Source organism: Curtobacterium sp. ER1/6, from assembly GCF_001742745.1.
GTDB classification, from domain to species: Bacteria; Actinomycetota; Actinomycetes; order Actinomycetales; family Microbacteriaceae; genus Curtobacterium; species Curtobacterium citri.
In genome coordinates, this window is sequence record NZ_MJAK01000007.1 from 34956 (window position 1) to 51472 (window position 16517).

The 16517-nt window shown below is 69.8% G+C and carries 10 protein-coding genes; 9 read left to right on the forward strand and 1 reads right to left on the reverse strand.

From position 1 onward, the window contains the following. Positions 1–123 precede the first annotated feature (123 nt). From Cus16_RS11395 to Cus16_RS11420, 6 genes are all read left to right on the forward strand, one after another. Positions 124–624: a hypothetical protein gene (locus tag Cus16_RS11395; RefSeq protein ID WP_069712785.1), complete on the forward strand. Its 501-nt coding sequence runs from the start codon at positions 124–126 to the stop codon at positions 622–624. Continuing rightward, positions 621–1802, forward strand: coding sequence for a sensor histidine kinase (locus Cus16_RS11400; protein ID WP_083263914.1), 1182 nt, complete (start codon positions 621–623; stop codon positions 1800–1802). The genes Cus16_RS11395 and Cus16_RS11400 overlap by 4 nt, the downstream gene beginning before the upstream one ends. After that, a complete protein-coding gene (locus Cus16_RS11405) occupies positions 1799–2458 on the forward strand; it encodes a response regulator transcription factor (protein ID WP_069712786.1) in 660 nt (219 codons plus the stop codon). The genes Cus16_RS11400 and Cus16_RS11405 overlap by 4 nt, the downstream gene beginning before the upstream one ends. 318 nt (positions 2459–2776) lie before the next feature. Then, positions 2777–3340, forward strand: coding sequence for a hypothetical protein (locus Cus16_RS11410; protein ID WP_069712787.1), 564 nt, complete (start codon positions 2777–2779; stop codon positions 3338–3340). A 371-nt stretch (positions 3341–3711) separates the two neighbouring features. Then, positions 3712–7200 (forward strand): DNA-directed RNA polymerase subunit beta, encoded by a 3489-nt coding sequence (gene rpoB, locus Cus16_RS11415; protein WP_069712788.1) that lies wholly within the window; start codon positions 3712–3714, stop codon positions 7198–7200. A gap of 47 nt (positions 7201–7247) precedes the next feature. Continuing rightward, positions 7248–11129, forward strand: a complete 3882-nt coding sequence (locus tag Cus16_RS11420; RefSeq protein ID WP_069712789.1) for a DNA-directed RNA polymerase subunit beta' — start codon at positions 7248–7250, stop codon at positions 11127–11129. Positions 11130–11263: 134 nt separating this feature from the next. Here the strand turns inward: Cus16_RS11420 and Cus16_RS16705 are convergent, their stop codons facing one another. After that, on the reverse strand, positions 11264–11629 hold the full coding sequence (locus Cus16_RS16705) for a VOC family protein (protein WP_069712790.1): 366 nt from the start codon (positions 11627–11629) through the stop codon (positions 11264–11266). A gap of 320 nt (positions 11630–11949) precedes the next feature. On the opposite strand from Cus16_RS16705, the gene Cus16_RS11430 reads away from it, so the two are divergent. Genes Cus16_RS11430 through Cus16_RS11440 form a run of 3 tightly spaced genes read left to right on the forward strand, consistent with a single transcriptional unit; the run spans position 11950 to position 16431 of the window. Continuing rightward, on the forward strand, positions 11950–13617 hold the full coding sequence (locus Cus16_RS11430) for a GspE/PulE family protein (protein ID WP_069712791.1): 1668 nt from the start codon (positions 11950–11952) through the stop codon (positions 13615–13617). Positions 13618–13633: 16 nt separating this feature from the next. Further along, positions 13634–15208 (forward strand): type IV pilus twitching motility protein PilT, encoded by a 1575-nt coding sequence (locus tag Cus16_RS11435; RefSeq protein WP_083263915.1) that lies wholly within the window; start codon positions 13634–13636, stop codon positions 15206–15208. After that, on the forward strand, positions 15208–16431 hold the full coding sequence (locus tag Cus16_RS11440) for a type II secretion system F family protein (protein WP_083263916.1): 1224 nt from the start codon (positions 15208–15210) through the stop codon (positions 16429–16431). Before Cus16_RS11435 ends, Cus16_RS11440 begins: the two co-directional genes overlap by 1 nt. Positions 16432–16517 lie beyond the last annotated feature (86 nt).

The following is a 16517-nucleotide window of genomic DNA, read 5'->3' on the forward strand; positions in this document are numbered from 1 at the left end:
ACACCACCGTCGATCCCCACCCGGACCACCACCCGTGGGTGGTGTGCCCGTCGCGGTCCGCTCGCGAGGCTGGTTCCACCGGTCGGGGACCCCCGCCGGACCCCCGCTCCCGGAAGGCACACCATGACCGCCCAGCTGCTCGCGAACACCGTCGTCGGCATCGTCCTCGTCGGCTTCCTGGCGTACCGTCAGGCCACCTGGCGCTCCCTCGACCCCGCACGGGTCTGGCGGACGCCGATCGTGCTCGGCGTGGTCGGGGTGGTCGTGCTCGCGCAGTCCGTCGCCGTGGTGACCACGCTCGACGTCCTCCTGCTCGGCGTCGAGGCCCTGGTCTCCGTCGCCGCCGGACTGGCGATGGGCGCGATGACCCGCTTCCGCACCGCCCCGACGCCGGACGCCCACGGCCGGACGCTGCAGGCGCGCACGGGCTGGGCCGGGGCCGGGCTCTGGGTCCTCGTCGTCGTCGTCCGCATCGGGCTCGACGTCGTCGGCGGGCACCTCGGCGCGCACCTGCTCACGTCGACGGGTGCGGTCCTGCTCGTCCTGGCGCTGAACCGGGCCGCCCGTGCCCTCGTCGTCGACCAGCGGATCCCGCACACCGCGCGCGGCATGATGGTCCGGTGACCACCGGCCCGCACGAGTCCACCGCCGTGCGCGCCGAGCCCGGGCAGGACCGCTCCGGCTCGGCGCTCGCCCCGGTGCTCAACCTCCTCGGCATCGCCGTCGTGACGTACTGGGTCGTCCGGACCGCGCTCGCCGGGGACGCACCCGTGTGGGTGTGGGTCCTGGAGACCGTGGCGCTCGCCGCGTGGGCGCTGCGGGTCGCCGCCGGCTCCGAGCGCGTGCGGCTCGTCGCGACGTGGGGCATGGTCCTCGCCGGGTCGGCCGTCGTCGTGCCGTCGGGCGCGGTGGTGGTCGCCGTGCCGATCGTGGCCGTCGTGGCCCTCGGTGCGAGTCGGTCCCGCCCGGTGTGGGACGGACCGGTCGCCGCCACCGTGTCGCTCGTGGTGGTCGCGGCCACCGCCGCCGTCACGGACGCACCCGTCGGCACCGTGCTCGGCGCCGGCGCCGGGCTGCTCCTGGCCGCCGTGGTCGGGTTCAGCCGCCGGCAGGCCCGCATCGTCGAGGAGCGCACCCGCCGTGCCGAGGTCGAGCGGCAGCGCGCCGAGCTCCTGGCGGACCGGTCGCGCACCGCCCGGGAGGTCCACGACGTGCTTGCCCACTCCCTCGGCGGCCTCGTGCTCCAGCTCGACGCTGTGGAGGCCCTGCTCGAGGCCGGCCGCGTCGACGAGGCCACCCGGCGCGCGGGCGACGCGCGGGCCCTCGCCGCCAGCGGTCTCGCCGAGGCACGGCGGGCCGTGCACGCCCTGCGCGAGGACACCGTCTCCGCAGCACCCGAGCTGTCGACGGACCTCGCCGGCCTGGTCGCCGCCCACCGCTCGTTCGGCGGGACCGTCACGACGCGTGGGGACACGGCGCTCACCGCCGTCGACGGGGCCCACCGGCACGTCGTGGTCGCGGCCGCCCGGGAGGCACTGAGCAACGCCCGCCGACACGCCCCCGGCCGTCCCGTGGTGCTGTCCGTCGACCGGGACGGTCCCGCCGTGCGGGTGATGGTGTCGAACGCCCTCGACGGCTCCGGCGCGGCTCCCGGCGGGACGGTCCCTCCCGCCGCCGACGGACACGGCCTCGCCGGGATGCGGGAGCGGTTCGCGGAGCTCGGCGACGGATCCTCGGTCGAGGCCGGGCCGGTCGACGGCTCGTTCGTCGTCGCGATGCGGCTCCCGGCGGTGACCGGGTGACGATCCGCGTGCTCGTGGTGGACGACCAGGCCATCGTCCGGGACGGCCTGGTGACGGTGCTCTCGCTCGTGCCCGACCTCGAGGTCGTCGGCGAGGCGACCGACGGCGCCGAGGCGGTCGCGATGGTCGCGGCCGACCCGCCGGACGTCGTGCTCATGGACCTGCGCATGCCGGGCACGGACGGTCCGACCGCGACGGCGGCGATCACGGCCGCGCACCCCGGGGTCGCGGTGCTCGTGCTCACCACCTACGCCGACGACGAGTCGATCGTCGGGGCGCTCCGGGCGGGCGCCCGCGGGTACCTGACCAAGGACGCCGGCCGGGCCGAGCTCGCCACGGCCGTCCGTGCGGTCGCCACGGGCCAGGCGACCTTCGACGCCGGCGTCGGGGCCCGGCTCGTCGCGCGGCTGGCCGAAGGGGGGCCCGCGGCGACCCCGTCGGACGAGGGCCGCGGGACCGACCTGCGCGACCGGTTCCCCGCGCTCACCCCGCGTGAGGCCGACGTCCTCGAGCGCATCGCCGACGGCCGGACGAACCCGGAGATCGCCGCAGAGCTGTTCCTGACGGTGCCGACCGTGAAGTCGTACGTCAACCAGGTCTTCGCGAAGCTCGGCGTGCGGACCCGTGCCGAGGCCGTGGCCCTCGTCCTCCGCTGACCACCACCCGGCGACACCACCCAGCCGGCTTCGAGGATCGTCACGTACCGTTCACTCGGTCGTCACCCGACAGGTGTCGAGTACTCCGCCCGGCAGCGCCGGACGCAGGAGCTCCGCACCCGCCGTCGTGACCACGGCGCGGCCCCGACCGGCCGCCGATCGGCACCCTCCCCACACGGGTGCCGCACGGCACGGTCCCGCCCCGCCGACGGCGCGCGTCCCGGTGCGCCGCCCCGTGCGACGGCGCACCGCCCCCACGCGTGCGCCCGGACCCCACCCTGCGCGGCACGCGGACCGGATCCACCCCTGGAGTCCCCCGTGACCGACACCGTCAGCCTGCCCACGCATGGCCTCGTCGAACCGACCCGACGCGACCGGGCGACCCGCGCCTCCCGGCCGCTGCCCGTCGACGCGTCCCGTCCCCGGCGTCCCGCGCCGCCCAGCGACGGCGAGACGGCGCCCGCGTGGATGCGGCTGCTCGGTGCGACCCTCCTGCTCGCCGGCGGCGTGCTCACGGCGGCCGTCCTCGGCTGGCCGGGGGACGCGCCCGAGGTCGCCCTGCTCGTGCCGGGCGTCGTCGCGCTCGTCGCCGGTGCGCTGCTGCTGCTCGCCCGGACGCGGATCGCGGTGACCGAGACCGACGTCGTCCTGGGCTTCCGACCGCTGCCCGCGCGCCGCATCGCCCGCCGTCGCATCGCCGAGGTGACCGTCGTCGAGGCCGACGCGCGCACGTACGGCGGCATCGGGCTCCGGCTGCACCGCGGCGTCCGGGCGCTCATCCTGACGCCCGGTCGCGGCGTGCGCATCACGGACGACCGCGGGCGCGTGACCTTCGTGCGGGCCGAGCACCCGGAGCGGCTGGTGCTCGCCCTGGCCGCCTGAACAGCGGGATCCGCGGCACGCGGTGTCCCCCGCCGCAGGGTGGTCGGCGTGCTTATACACGCCTCCGACGAATCCGGTCAAGCCAGGACTGGACAGCGCACGCAGGGCGACCTATGCTTGCAGTTCGCGCTCCCTGGCATTCGTGTGTCGTCATATTGCGGTCGAACACGCGCCCTGGTCAGCCGGTCCCGTATATGGCGGCGGGACCCGCTCACTGATCTTCGCACAGCCCACCGGCAGGCACGCCCCCTGGCGTGCAGGTCGCGGGGTACAACGTGCGTCGGTCCCGGGGTCGCGCCGAGCGATCAATCCACTCACCTACGTGCTGCTCGTCAGTACCGGCCCGACGGGGCCTACCGGAGGTCACACCCTTGGCTGCTGCGCCCAACGCATCCACCAACCCCAAGAACGGTCGCAACCACTCGCGACTCTCGTTCGCCAAGATCACGGACACCCTCACGGTTCCTGATCTGCTCGCCCTCCAGACGGAGAGCTTCGACTGGCTCGTCGGCAACGACGTCTGGAAGGCCCGCCTCGCCGAAGGACAGGAGCAGGGTCGCACCGACCTCGCGCTGCACTCCGGCCTCGAGGAGATCTTCGAGGAGATCTCCCCGATCGAGGACCTCGGCGAGACCATGCAGCTCTCGTTCACGTCCCCGGAGCTCGAGGACCCGAAGTACTCCATCGACGAGTGCAAGGAGCGTGGCAAGACCTACGCCGCGCCGCTCTACGTCAACGCCGAGTTCATGAACCACATGACCGGTGAGATCAAGACGCAGACCGTCTTCATGGGTGACTTCCCGCTCATGACCGAGCGCGGCACGTTCATCATCAACGGCACCGAGCGCGTCGTCGTCTCGCAGCTCGTCCGCTCGCCGGGCGTGTACTTCGAGCGCCAGCAGGAGAAGACGTCCGACAAGGACATCTACTCCGCGCGCATCATCCCCTCGCGCGGTGCCTGGCTCGAGTTCGAGATCGACAAGCGCGACCAGGTGGGCGTGCGCATCGACCGCAAGCGCAAGCAGTCCGTGACCGTCTTCCTCAAGGCCCTCGGCCTGACGAGCGAGGAGATCATGGAGGAGTTCCAGGGCTTCGCCTCGATCGAGTCGACGCTCGAGAAGGACGCCGTCCTCACGAAGGAAGAGGCGCTCAAGGACATCTACCGCAAGCTGCGTCCGGGCGAGCAGGTCGCCGCCGAGGCCGCGCGTGCGCTCCTCGACAACTTCTACTTCAACCCGAAGCGCTACGACCTGGCGAAGGTCGGTCGCTACAAGCTCGACCGCAAGCTCGGCATCGACGCGCCGCTGTCGGACTCGGTGCTCTCCGTGCAGGACATCGTCCGCACGATCAAGTACCTCGTCTCGCTGCACGCCGAGAAGACGAACCTCGACGGCGTCCGCGACGGCGAGCCCGTCCAGCTCCGCCTCGACGTGGACGACATCGACCACTTCGGCAACCGTCGCATCCGCGCCGTCGGCGAGCTCATCCAGAACCAGGTCCGCACGGGTCTGTCCCGCATGGAGCGCGTCGTCCGCGAGCGCATGACCACGCAGGACATCGAGGCGATCACGCCGCAGACGCTCATCAACGTGCGTCCGGTCGTCGCCGCGATCAAGGAGTTCTTCGGGACGTCCCAGCTGTCGCAGTTCATGGACCAGAACAACCCGCTCGCGGGTCTGACGCACAAGCGTCGCCTGTCGGCCCTCGGCCCGGGTGGTCTGTCCCGTGAGCGTGCCGGCGTCGAGGTCCGCGACGTCCACCCGTCGCACTACGGCCGCATGTGCCCGATCGAGACCCCGGAAGGCCCGAACATCGGCCTGATCGGCTCGCTCGCGTCGTTCGGTCGGATCAACTCCTTCGGCTTCATCGAGACCCCGTACCGTCGCGTCGTCGACGGCCAGGTCACGACGCAGATCGACTACCTGACCGCCTCGGAAGAGGACGACTTCGTGGTCGCCCAGGCCAACGCGCCGCTCACCGACTCCTTCCACTTCCAGGACGACAAGGTGCTCGTCCGGAAGAAGGGCGGCGAGGTCGAGCTCGTCGGCAAGGACGAGGTCGACTACATGGACGTCTCGCCGCGCCAGATGGTGTCGGTCGCGACCTCGCTCATCCCGTTCCTCGAGCACGACGACGCGAACCGCGCCCTCATGGGTGCGAACATGCAGCGCCAGGCCGTGCCGCTCCTCCGCTCCGAGTCGCCGCTCGTCGGCACCGGCATGGAGGGCTACACCGCCATCGACGCCGGTGACGTCGTCACCGCCGACAAGGCCGGTGTCGTCTCCGAGGTCTCGGCCGACGCCGTGACCCTGCAGCTCGACGAGGGCGGCACGCAGACCTACTACCTGCGCAAGTTCGACCGCTCGAACCAGGGCACGAGCTACAACCACCGCGTCATCGTCTCCGCAGGCGAGCGCGTGGAGCAGGGCGAGGTCATCGCCGACGGTCCCGCGACGGAGAACGGCGAGCTCGCGCTCGGCAAGAACCTCCTCGTCGCGTTCATGCCGTGGGAGGGCTACAACTACGAGGACGCGATGATCCTGTCGCAGAACCTCGTGAAGGACGACACGCTCTCCTCGATCCACATCGAGGAGTACGAGGTCGACGCCCGCGACACGAAGCTCGGCAAGGAGGAGATCACCCGCGACCTCCCGAACGTCAGCCCGGACCTCCTGGCCGACCTCGACGAGCGCGGCATCATCCGCATCGGTGCCGAGGTCCGCCCCGGCGACATCCTGGTCGGCAAGGTCACGCCGAAGGGCGAGACCGAGCTCTCCGCCGAGGAGCGCCTGCTCCGCGCGATCTTCAACGAGAAGTCGCGCGAGGTGCGCGACACCTCGCTGAAGGTGCCCCACGGTGAAGAGGGCACGATCATCGGTGTCAAGGTCTTCGACGCGCAGGACGGCGACGACGAGCTCGGCTCGGGCGTCAACCAGCGCGTGGTCGTCTACATCGCCCAGAAGCGCAAGATCACCGCGGGTGACAAGCTCGCCGGTCGTCACGGCAACAAGGGCGTCATCTCGACGATCCTGCCGGTCGAGGACATGCCGTTCCTCGCGGACGGCACCCCGGTCGACATCGTGCTGAACCCGCTCGGCGTCCCCGGCCGCATGAACTTCGGCCAGGTCCTCGAGATCCACCTCGGGTGGCTCGCTAAGCAGGGCTGGAACGTCGAGGGCATCCAGGAGTGGGCATCCGCCCTGCCGGAAGCGGCGCACAGCGCCGAGCCCGGCACGAAGGTCGCCACCCCGGTGTTCGACGGTGCGTACGAGCGTGAGATCGAGGGCCTCCTCGACAGCACCCTCCCCAACCGCGACGGGGAGCGCCTGATCGGCTCCTCCGGCAAGGCGCAGCTCTTCGACGGCCGCTCCGGCGAGCCGTTCCCGGAGCCCGTCTCGGTCGGCTACATGTACATCCTCAAGCTGCACCACCTGGTCGACGACAAGATCCACGCCCGTTCGACCGGTCCGTACTCGATGATCACGCAGCAGCCGCTGGGTGGTAAGGCGCAGTTCGGTGGCCAGCGATTCGGTGAGATGGAGGTGTGGGCGCTCGAGGCGTACGGCGCCGCCTACGCCCTCCAGGAGCTCCTGACGATCAAGTCCGACGACATCCTCGGCCGCGTGAAGGTCTACGAGGCGATCGTCAAGGGCGAGAACATCCAGGAGCCCGGCATCCCCGAGTCGTTCAAGGTCCTCATGAAGGAGATGCAGTCGCTCTGCCTGAACGTCGAGGTCCTCTCGGCGGACGGCCAGGCGGTCAGCCTCCGCGACACGGACGACGAGGTCTTCCGTGCCGCTGAAGAGCTCGGCATCAACATCTCCTCGCGGTTCGAGTCGTCGTCCGTCGACGACATCTGAGCCGGCCCGTACCGAACACGTTTCGAACTCAGCAAGAGAGAAGAACATTGCTCGAAGCAACGTCATTTGACGCCATCCGGATCGGCCTCGCGACCGCCGAGGACATCCGTCAGTGGTCGTACGGCGAGGTCAAGAAGCCGGAGACCATCAACTACCGCACCCTGAAGCCCGAGAAGGACGGTCTGTTCGGTGAGCAGATCTTCGGTCCGTCCCGCGACTGGGAGTGCGCCTGCGGCAAGTACAAGCGGGTCCGCTTCAAGGGCATCGTCTGCGAGCGCTGCGGCGTCGAGGTCACCAAGTCCTCGGTCCGCCGCGAGCGCATGGGCCACATCGAGCTCGCCGCGCCCGTCACGCACATCTGGTACTTCAAGGGCGTCCCGTCGCGCCTCGGCTACCTCCTCGACATGGCGCCGAAGGACCTCGAGAAGGTCATCTACTTCGCGGCGTACATGATCATCGACATCGATGAAGAGGGCCGTCACGCCGACATGCCCGGTCTCGAGAACGAGATGCGCCTCGAGATCAAGAACCTCGAGGGTCAGCGCGACTCGATCATCGCCGACCGCCTCAAGAAGCTCGAGGACGACCTCGCAGCGCTCGAGGAGGAGGGCGCCAAGGCCGACGTGAAGCGCCGGACCAAGGACACCGCCGAGAAGGAGATGTCCCAGGTCCGCAAGTCCTTCGACGAGGACATCACCCGGCTCGAGCGCGTGTGGGAGGACTTCCGCAACCTCAAGGTCGGCGACCTCAAGCCCGAGGACGCCGTGTTCCACGAGCTCCAGGACCGCTTCGGGATCTACTTCGACGCCTACATGGGCGCCGAGGCGATCAAGCTGCGGCTCGAGGCCTTCGACCTGGCCGCCGAGGCCGAGGCGCTGCGTCTGCAGATCGCCGAGGGCAAGGGCCAGAAGAAGATCCGCGCGATCAAGCGCCTGCGCGTCGTCAGCTCCTTCCTCGCCACCGGCAACTCGCCGGCCGCGATGGTGCTCGACGTCGTGCCGGTCATCCCGCCGGAGCTCCGCCCGATGGTGCAGCTCGACGGTGGCCGCTTCGCCACGTCGGACCTCAACGACCTCTACCGTCGTGTGATCAACCGCAACAACCGTCTCCGCCGCCTGCTCGACCTCGGCGCCCCCGAGATCATCGTGAACAACGAGAAGCGCATGCTGCAGGAAGCGGTCGACGCGCTGTTCGACAACGGTCGTCGTGGTCGTCCGGTCACCGGTACCGGCAACCGCGCCCTGAAGTCCCTGAGCGACATGCTCAAGGGCAAGCAGGGTCGTTTCCGCCAGAACCTGCTCGGCAAGCGCGTCGACTACTCGGGCCGTTCGGTCATCATCGTCGGCCCGCAGCTCAAGCTCCACCAGTGCGGTCTGCCGAAGCAGATGGCGCTCGAGCTGTTCAAGCCGTTCGTCATCAAGCGCCTCATCGACCTGTCTCACGCGCAGAACATCAAGTCGGCCAAGCGCATGGTCGAGCGTTCGCGTCCGCAGGTGTGGGACGTGCTCGAGGAGATCATCCGCGAGCGCCCCGTGCTGCTGAACCGTGCGCCGACGCTGCACCGTCTGGGCATCCAGGCGTTCGAGCCGCAGCTCGTCGAGGGCAAGGCCATCCAGCTCCACCCGCTCGTGTGTGCTGCGTTCAACGCGGACTTCGACGGTGACCAGATGGCCGTGCACCTGCCGCTGTCGGTCGAGGCCCAGGCCGAGGCCCGCATCCTGATGCTCGCCTCGAACAACATCCTCAAGCCGTCCGACGGCCGTCCGGTGACCCTGCCCGCGCAGGACATGATCATCGGTCTGCACCACCTCACGACGGTGCGCGAGGGTGCGACGGGCGAGGGCCGTGCGTTCTCCTCCGTCGCCGAGGCGATCCTCGCGAAGGACCAGAACACGCTGCACCTCAACGCGATGGTGAAGATCCGCATGTCGGGTGTCCACTTCGCCGAGGGCGAGGCGCCGGAGGGCTACGAGGTCGGTCAGCCGATCCTCCTCGAGACCACCCTGGGCCGCGCGCTCTTCAACGAGACGCTGCCGGCGGACTACCCGTTCGTCCAGCGCGTCACCGACAAGGGCACCCTCTCCGCGATCGTCAACGACCTCGCCGAGCGCTACTCCAAGACCGAGACGGCCGCCGCGCTGGACCGGATCAAGGACGCGGGCTTCTACTGGGGCACGCGCTCCGGTGTGACCGTGGCGCTCTCGGACGTCGTGACGCCTCCTCGCAAGAAGGAGATCATCGCGGGCTACGAGGTCCAGGCCGCCAAGGTCCAGGGCGAGTTCGACAAGGGTCTGATCACCGACGCGGAGCGCCGCGCCGACCTGATCAAGATCTGGACCGAGGCCACGAACGAGATCGCGCAGGAGATGCGCGACAACTTCCCCGTCGACAACACCATCAACCGCATGGTGTCGTCGGGTGCTCGTGGTAACTGGCTGCAGGTGCGCAACATCGCCGGTATGCGTGGTCTGGTGAACAACCCGAAGGGCGAGATCATCGCCCGCCCGATCATCAACTCGTACCGCGAGGGCCTGACCGTGGCGGAGTACTTCATCGCCACGCACGGTGCCCGCAAGGGTCTGGCCGACACGGCTCTCCGTACGGCCGACTCGGGCTACCTGACGCGTCGTCTCGTCGACGTCTCGCAGGACGTCATCATCCGTGAGGACGACTGCGGCACGACCCGTGGCCTCGAGCTGCCGATCGCGACCGTGGGTGCCGACGGCGCCCTCGTCCGCGACCCGCGCGTCGAGAACACCGTGTACTCGCGCACCCTGGCCACCCCGGCGTCCGACGCCTCGGGCACCCAGGTCGCCGAGGCCGGCGAGGACGTCGGTGACGTCCTGCTGGACACGCTGCTCGCTGCCGGTGTCGAGAGCATCAAGGTGCGCTCGGTCCTGACCTGCGAGTCGGCCGTCGGTGTCTGCGCGAAGTGCTACGGCCGTTCGCTCGCCACGGGCAACCTCGTCGACATCGGCGAGGCGGTCGGCATCATCGCCGCCCAGTCCATCGGTGAGCCCGGTACCCAGCTGACGATGCGTACCTTCCACACGGGTGGTTCGGCCTCGGCCGACGACATCACGCAGGGTCTGCCCCGCGTGACGGAGCTCTTCGAGGCCCGCACCCCGAAGGGCGCGTCCCCGATCGCCGAGGCCCCCGGCCGCGTCACGATCGAGGACACGGACAAGGGTCGTCGGATCATCCTCACGCCGGACAACGGCGACGAGCCGTTCATCTACCCGGTGCTCAAGCGTGCGACCCTCCTCATCGAGGACGGCCAGCACGTCGAGCTCGGCGAGCAGTTCATCGCCGGCACGGTGGACCCGAAGGAGGTCCTCCGGGTCAAGGGTGTGCGCGAGGTCCAGAAGCACCTCGTCAACGGTGTGCAGGACGTGTACGGCTCGCAGGGCGTGCCGATCCACGACAAGCACATCGAGGTCATCGTCCGCCAGATGCTCCGCAAGGTCACCGTCGTCGACCACGGCGACACCGACCTGCTGCCGGGTGAGCTCGTCGACCGGTCGCGCTACAACGCGCTGAACCGTGCGGCGCTGCAGGAGGGTCGCAAGACCGCCTCGGCTCGCCAGGAGGTCATGGGCATCACGAAGGCGTCCCTCGCGACCGAGTCGTGGCTGTCCGCCGCGTCCTTCCAGGAGACCACCCGCGTCCTCACGCAGGCGGCCATGGAGGGCAAGCAGGACCACCTCGTCGGCCTCAAGGAGAACGTCATCATCGGTAAGCTCATCCCCGCCGGGACGGGCCTCAGCCGGTACCGTGACGTGGACGTCGCCGCGACCGAGGAAGCCAAGGCGGAGCGGTACCCCAACCGCATCTTCGCCGACGACTCCTCGTTCTCGGACGCCGACCTGAGCTTCGTCGACTTCGACAGCTTCTCGTCGGACGACTTCACGCCCGGGACCTACAACTGAGTCTGAGCTGAACCCGGAAGGCCCCCGCATCCTCGGATGCGGGGGCCTTCCTCGTTGCCGGACGGTACCGGTGGCGGCCTGGAGGCGCGGTGCGGGCCCGACCCGCGCCTCCCGTCCGTCAGGTGGTCCCGCCGTCAGGCGGTGCGGCCCTTCTCGTCGACCAGCGAGTACAGGCTGAGCACGTTGCCGTCGGGGTCGCGGACGTCGAACCAGTCGACCGCGCCGTCGACGCACTCCACCGGGCCGACGTCGATGCCGAGCGAGCCGATGCGGGCGTGCTGCGCGCGGACGTCGTCGACGCCGAAGCGGACGGTCGCGGGACGCTGCTCGGCGTCCGATGCCCGGAACAGCTGCAGCCAGATGCCGCCGATCTCGTACTCGACGACGCCGTCCTCCGGTTCGAGGTCCGGGTCGGAGCGCTGGAACACGGCGCCGTACCAGAGGCAGGACGCCTCGATGTCGGAGACGGGCAACCCCACGGTCACGCTCGTGATGTCCATGCCCCATCATGTCCCGCCGGTGGCCCGCGCGTCGAGGGTCTTCCTGCACAGGTTCGCCCTCCGGACCCGCCTCCACAGGACCGTCCCCGGGCCGCTCGTCGGGGCGTGCAGAGCGCGATGATCCCGGCATGACGACCCCCTCCGCGCAGCCCGATACCCACCGGTACCCCCGCACTGGGGCCACCCCTCGCGGCCCCGCCCCCTCGTTGTGGGACTGCATTCGACGACTGTCGCGCAAGTACCGTGATCGGGCGTCGCGTCCCTGGCGGCGCACTACCCGAAGACCCTCGCACCAGCGAGTCCAAGGAGGTGCGGGGCACATGGCCACGCTGTCCGAGATCCTCATCCTCAACGGCGCGCTCCCGATCGAGCACCTCGACGCCATGACCGGGGACGAGGAGATCGACGAGCGCGCGATCCGCACCCTCGTCGACCAAGGGGTCGTGAGCGAGGCGCAGTTCGTCACCGCGCGCGCCGCGTCGCACAACTCCCGGACCGTCCCGCTGACCGACTACCCGGTCGACGGCACCGCGGTGTCGATGCTGCCCGCGGCACTGTGCCGTCGCCACGGGGTGCTCGGCATCGGGTTCGAGGGCGAGACGCTCGTCCTGGCCATGGTGAACCCCACGAACGTCCTCGCCATCGACGACGCCCGTGCCGCCTCCGGCCGGACCGTCAAGCCGCTGCAGGTCGAGGAGCGTGACCTGCAGGCCGCGCTCGACCGCTACCTGCGCGCCGACGACGAGCTCAGCGACCTGACCTCGTCGATGGGCGAGGAAGCGGGCGCGCAGGCACAGCAGCAGGCCGACCTGACCGACGGCTCGCTCGACGACGTCCCGATCGTCCGGTTCGTGAACCTGCTCGTCTCGCAGGCGATCCAGGACCACGCGTCCGACATCCACATCGAGCCCGGCGAGCACGAGGTGCGCGTCCGCTACCGCATCGACGGCGTGCTGCACGAGATGGCCCCGGCGCCGAAGAACATCCAGAACGGCGTCATCAGCCGCCTGAAGATCATGAGCGACATCGACATCGCCGAGCGACGCAAGCCGCAGGACGGCCGCATGTCGGTGCGGCACGGCGGCAGGCAGATCGACCTCCGCGTGGCGACGCTGCCGACCGTGTGGGGCGAGAAGGTCGTCATGCGGATCCTCGACAACACGAACACCTCGCTGACGCTCAAGGACCTCAACCTGCTCGAGCAGAACGCCGAGGCCTACCGGCGTTCGTACTCCAAGCCGTACGGCATGATCCTCGTGACCGGCCCCACCGGCTCGGGCAAGTCGACGACCCTGTACACGACGCTGAACGCCGTCGCGAAGCCCGAGATCAACGTCATCACCGTCGAGGACCCGGTCGAGTACCGGATGGGCGGCATCAACCAGGTGCAGGTCAACCCGAAGGCCGGCCTGACCTTCGCATCCGCGCTGCGCTCGATCCTGCGCTCCGACCCGGACGTCGTGCTCCTCGGTGAGATCCGCGACCACGAGACCGCGCAGATCGCGATCGAGGCCTCGCTGACCGGCCACCTCGTGCTCTCGACCCTGCACACGAACGACGCCCCCTCGGCCGTGACGCGACTGACCGAGATGGACATCGAGCCGTTCCTCGTCGGGTCCGCGCTCGACTCGGTGGTCGCGCAGCGTCTCGCACGCCGCCTCTGCGACCGGTGCAAGGCGCCGTCGGTGTACAGCGCCGAGCAGCTCGTCGCGATGGGCTTCATCGCGCCGGGTGACCAGGCGCCGGCGCTCTTCGGGCCGGTCGGTTGCGCCGTCTGCTCGAACACCGGCTACCGGGGCCGCATCGCCCTGCACGAGGTGATGACCGTGACCGAGGAGATCGAGCGGCTCGCAGTGGCGCGGGCGTCCAGCGCCGAGATCAGCCGGGTCGCGCAGGAGCAGGGCATGCTCACGCTCCGGCAGGACGGTTTCGAGAAGGCGAAGCTCGCGATGACGAGCATCGACGAGATCCTGCGCGTGGTCGCGTAGGCGTGGGAGTGGGACGATGACCGATTCTGTCTACGACATCTCCGTGCCCGAGGGCGAGCCCGTCGCGGGCTGGCATCCCGCGCAGCCCGCCGGCGCGATCGGCGGCCGCCGTGCCGCCCGGCTCGCCGCCGGCTCGGCTCCGCTGGCGCCCGCCACGCACGGACACCAGACCGCCCCGGCCGCGGCCGGCCCGGTCTACGACCTGCAGAGCGACGCCGCCTCGTGGCCGGCACCGACCGGCCAGGCCGTCGCCGTGCCCGTCGCGCAGCCGCACTCCGTCCCCGCGACGCCCCCCGCCGCCGTCCCGCCGTCCACGGCCTCCTACGGCTACGCGCAGGCGGAGACCGAGGCGCTCGGTGCTCCGGTCGCGTCGACTGCCACGCTGCGCGGCCGTGCCCCCGAGGGGCAGGCCGAGATCGCCTTCACCCGGCACGCACGCGAGGTCGCGGACGCCGACCTGGTCACGGCGCTCGCCCAGGTGGTCTACCAGGGTGCGTCCGACCTCCACGTCACCGCCGACGCCGCCCCCACCGTGCGCGTCGACGGCTCGCTCCGACCGGCCGTGCCGGGAGGCCCGTGGGCGCGGAACAAGGTCGTCGCGGCACTCAAGACGCTGCTGAGCGCCGAGCAGGCCGGCCAGTTCGACCACGAGCAGGAGCTCGACTTCGCGTACTCGCTGTCGCCCGAGTACCGCTTCCGCGTGAACTACTACCAGCAGCGCGGCAACTGGGGTGCCGCCTTCCGCATCATCCCGACCAAGATCAAGACGCTGAAGCAGCTCGGCATCCCCGAGCAGGTCGGCGACTTCGCGAAGCTGCCCCGTGGTCTCGTGCTCGTGACCGGTCCGACCGGTTCCGGCAAGTCCACCACGCTGGCGGCGCTCATCGACCTCGTCAACGAGACCCGTGCGGACCACATCGTGACGGTCGAGGACCCGATCGAGTTCATGCACGAGCACAAGAAGGCGATCATCAACCAGCGCGAGGTCGGTGCGGACACGCACTCGTTCGCGCGGGCGCTCAAGCACGTCCTCCGCCAGGACCCCGACGTCATCCTCATCGGCGAGCTCCGCGACCTCGAGACCATCTCCGTCGCGCTCACCGCCGCCGAGACCGGCCACCTCGTCTTCGCGACCCTGCACACGCAGAGCGCGCCCGGCACGATCGACCGCGTGATCGACGTGTTCCCGCCGCACCAGCAGGGGCAGATCCGCACGCAGCTCGCCGCGACGCTCGAGGGCGTCGTGTGCCAGACGCTCGTGCCGAAGGCCAACGGAGCGGGCCGGGTCGTCGCCACCGAGATCATGAAGACCACGCCGGCGATCGCGAACCTGGTGCGCGAGGGAAAGACGTACCAGATAACCTCCGCCATGCAGGCCGGGCGCGACGCCGGCATGCACACGATGGACCAGGACCTCGCCGAGCTGGTCAACGTCGGCACGATCACCCGCAAGGCCGCGCTCGAGAAGGTGCACGACGAGGACGGCTTCGACCGGCTCGTGCAGCGCGTCGAGTCGCCGTCCGACTCGTCCGCCGCGGCGATCGCAGCGTCCGAGATCGACTTCGGCGACAAGTACTCGGGAGGCCACTGATGTCACTCGCCTTCGACTACCGGGGTCGCGACGGCGCCGGGAAGCTCGTCAAGGGCCGACTCGACGCCGCCTCCGAGGGGGCGGTCGTCCAGCGCCTGCGCGGCATGGGTGTCTCGCCCATCGCGATCACCGAGGCGAAGCCCGGCACCGGGCTGCAGACCGAGATCAAGATCCCCGGGTTCGAGAAGGGCGTCGGGCTCAAGGACCTCGCGATCATGTCCCGTCAGGCCTCGACCATGCTGTCGTCGGGGCTCTCGCTGCTCCGTGCGCTGACGATCCTCGCCGACCAGACGGACAACAAGAAGCTGAAGGACATCCTCGGGAAGGTCCGCGACGACGTCGAGCGCGGCGTCTCGTTCTCCGACGCGGTGGCGAAGTACCCGGTGGACTTTCCGCCGATCATGATCAACATGATCCGGGCGGGGGAGACCGGCGGGTTCCTCGACCAGGCCATGGACTCGATCGCGACGAACTTCGAGAAGGAGCACAAGCTCCGCTCGACCATCAGGTCGGCGATGACCTATCCGGTCGTCGTGCTCGTGATGTCGCTGCTGGCGGTCGTCATCATGCTCGTGTTCATCGTCCCGATCTTCCAGGACATGTTCGCGTCGCTCGGCGGGCAGTTGCCGCTGCCGACGATGATGCTCGTCTGGCTGTCGCACGCGATGGTCTACATCGGTCCCGTGCTCGCCGTGCTCCTGATCGTCGGGTGGGTCTGGTGGCGCGCGAACAAGAACACCGATCGGGTCCGCGGTCTCGTCGACCCGCTGAAGCTGCGGATGCCGGTGTTCGGTCAACTCGCGCGGAAGATCGTGATGGCACGGTTCTCGCGGAACCTGTCGAACATGATCGGCGCCGGCGTCCCGATCCTCGAGGCGCTGCAGATCGCCGGCAAGGTGTCGAACAACATCGTCGTCGAACGGGCGTTGCGACGGGTTTCCGAAGCGGTGCGGAAAGGTGAATCCATCGCCGCCCCACTGGAACGCGAAACGGTGTTCCCGGCAATGGTCGCGCAGATGATCGCGGTCGGCGAGGACGCGGGTTCCATGGAATTGATGTTGGAACGCATCGCGGTCTTCTACGACAACGAGGTCGAGGCGTCGACCGAAGCGTTGACGTCGCTCATCGAGCCGCTCCTGATCGGCTTCCTCGGCGTGGTGGTGGGCGGCATGATCGTCGCGCTGTACCTGCCGATCTTCCAGATCTCCTCGCTCGTCAAGTAGAACGACGACCGACGTCCCTCGTTCCGGAGGCCGTCAGGTGATCCGCACCCCCGGTACTGGGGGCATTTCGTAGCACAGATCACCCC

Excerpts from the sequence above, each read along its gene's own strand:
- Cus16_RS11395 (WP_069712785.1), top strand. The coding sequence starts at position 124 with ATGACCGCCCAGCTGCTCGCGAACACCGTCGTCGGCATCGTCCTCGTC.
- Cus16_RS11440 (WP_083263916.1), top strand. The coding sequence starts at position 15,208 with ATGTCACTCGCCTTCGACTACCGGGGTCGCGACGGCGCCGGGAAGCTC.
- Cus16_RS11435 (WP_083263915.1), top strand. The coding sequence starts at position 13,634 with ATGACCGATTCTGTCTACGACATCTCCGTGCCCGAGGGCGAGCCCGTC.
- Cus16_RS11430 (WP_069712791.1), top strand. The coding sequence starts at position 11,950 with ATGGCCACGCTGTCCGAGATCCTCATCCTCAACGGCGCGCTCCCGATC.
- Cus16_RS16705 (WP_069712790.1), bottom strand. The coding sequence starts at position 11,629 with ATGGACATCACGAGCGTGACCGTGGGGTTGCCCGTCTCCGACATCGAG.